Source organism: Moorena sp. SIO3I6, assembly GCF_010672095.1.
Genome location: NZ_JAAHHU010000819.1, coordinates 1 through 2150, shown reverse-complemented (window position 1 = coordinate 2150; position 2150 = coordinate 1). Strand labels below are relative to the sequence as shown.

At 45.3% G+C, this 2150-nt stretch carries 2 protein-coding genes; both read left to right on the top strand.

The genetic code is table 11. The features are described 5' to 3' along the window. Window positions 1-408: helix-turn-helix domain-containing protein (locus F6K49_RS43105; RefSeq protein WP_293107760.1), on the top strand; the 408-nt coding region annotated here is incomplete at its 5' end. Window positions 409-412: 4 nt separating this feature from the next. Then, on the top strand, window positions 413-2150 hold a 1738-nt coding region (locus tag F6K49_RS43100), incomplete at its 3' end, for a peptidase domain-containing ABC transporter (protein WP_293107757.1).

Here is a 2150-nt window from a genome sequence, read left to right as displayed (position 1 = left end):
TGTGCCGCAACAGTAAGACATTGGATGCATATCGCTCGTAGTGGGATGGCTCACCAATGGCAGGATTGTCCCATTGGTCGCCCCAAGGCAGTCAATGAGGAGTATTTAGACCGTTTGAAAGAACTGATTAACCAGAGTCCCCGGGATTATGGGTATTCCTTTCGCCGCTGGACAGTGAATTGGTTAAACAAACATCTGGCCAAAGAATTCGGGATTGAACTCAGCAATCGCCACCTGCAACGATTGCTCAAAGACATGGGATTATCGACTATACCAACACGGAGAAAGGTTAACTCCCCTAGCAGACAGGAAAACGATGGTCACAGCATCTTTATTTCTGACCTGAAATCCGCTAATGGCTCCGAGTCCAATAGTTTTTGGCTATTTAATCCCAGCAACATGGCATGAGATTATGGTTCGACATACATCTACATCTAATCCTAGATCTAATCCACTGATTTCCCCTGAGCAGCTCGCTAATACTCTAGGGCATTCTCTTTCAGAATTAGAAGTATCACGCTGTCTCAAACAAATAAAATATCGCGAGCCAACGGTCGGTCAATTTTGGCAGTCAACAGATGCTGAAGCTGGCATTTATATTGTGATTTCCGGAAAGGTCAGACTGATTAATAGTGCCGGGGAGTTAATTACCAACTTAGAAGCTGGAGCTTCGTTTGGGGAGTGTACTTTCTTTCCAGAAGAGTCTTTTGAGTGTTACTCAGCCAGAGCTTCCCTCAAAACTAAGCTCTGTTATCTAACTCCGGAACTGTTATTTCCCCTGATTAGCAAACATCCCCAAATCCGCGAACATTTTTATCGTCAGGCCCAAGGGCAAAATTCCCTGCTGATGCCCTCGGAGAGTGCTTTGGGAGAGGGGGAGAAAGGGAGAATAGCGGAAGTAGCGGGAGTGGGACAGAAGAAAGACATCCCCACCTCCGGAGACGAAAAACCCAAGCAAACCATCAGCAAAGCTTACTTTCCTAGCCCTACTCAAAAAGTTGGTCATTTGTGGCAGCGAGTGATCCGGCGCTATCCGTTTTTTGCCCAACAGAGTGGTTCTGACTGCGGTGCTGCCTGTCTGGTGATGATCGGTCGCTATTGGGGGAAACGATTCAGTGTTAATCGCTTGCGAGATATCTCCAATGCTGACCGTAATGGCGCTTCATTGCGGGGACTATCAGCGGCTGCCGAAAGTATTGGCTTTTCCACTCGACCAGTGAAAGCTAGTCTGGATCGACTGGCAAAACAACAGCTACCTGCGATTGTCCACTGGGAAGGAAAACACTTTATTGTTGTTTATGAAATCACCAACAAGCATGTGGTAATTGCTGACCCTGCTCTTGGTCAGAAAAGTCTGAGCCACCAGGAATTCAAAGCGGATTGGACTGGTTATGTACTGCTACTGGAACCCACAGCAATCCTGAAGGATACCAAAGAAAGTAAGACCTCTTTCTGGCAATTTTTTGAGTTGGTAAAGCCTCACAGTGTCGTGTTGCTGGAGGTGTTTTTTGCTTCCCTGATGATCCAGATATTTGGTCTGATTACACCGATATTTACCCAGATAATTTTAGACCGAGTGGTGGTGCAACGGAGCACCCTCACCCTAACCGCTGTGGGGTTAGGATTGCTGATGTTTACTATGTTTCGGGTTGCGATTACCGGGTTGCGGCAATATTTGCTTGACCACACCGCAAATAAAGTAGACCTAGCACTAATTGTGGGGTTTATCAGCCATACATTGCGATTACCTTTAGGTTTCTTTGAGTCTCGTTTTGTGGGTGATATTACCTCCCGGATTCAGGAAAATCGTAAAATTGAGCGGTTTCTTACCGGTGAAGCGTTATCTATCCTGCTAGATTTAGTAACAGTTTTTATCTATGTGGGATTGATGTTTTGGTACAGTTGGAAGATGGCGCTGCTAATTTTAGTAATTGTACCACCCTTTTTCCTGTTGGCGTTGATTTCTACACCCTTTTTAAAACGAATTTCTCGGGAAGTATTTAATGCGATCGCAAAAGAAAGCAGTTATCTGATTGAAGTGCTTTCTGGTGTCCGCACTGTCAAGTCTACAGCAGTTGAGCAAACCGTACGCTGGCATTGGGAAGAGTTATTAAATAAAGAAGTTAAAACTAACTTTTCTGGGCAAGTGA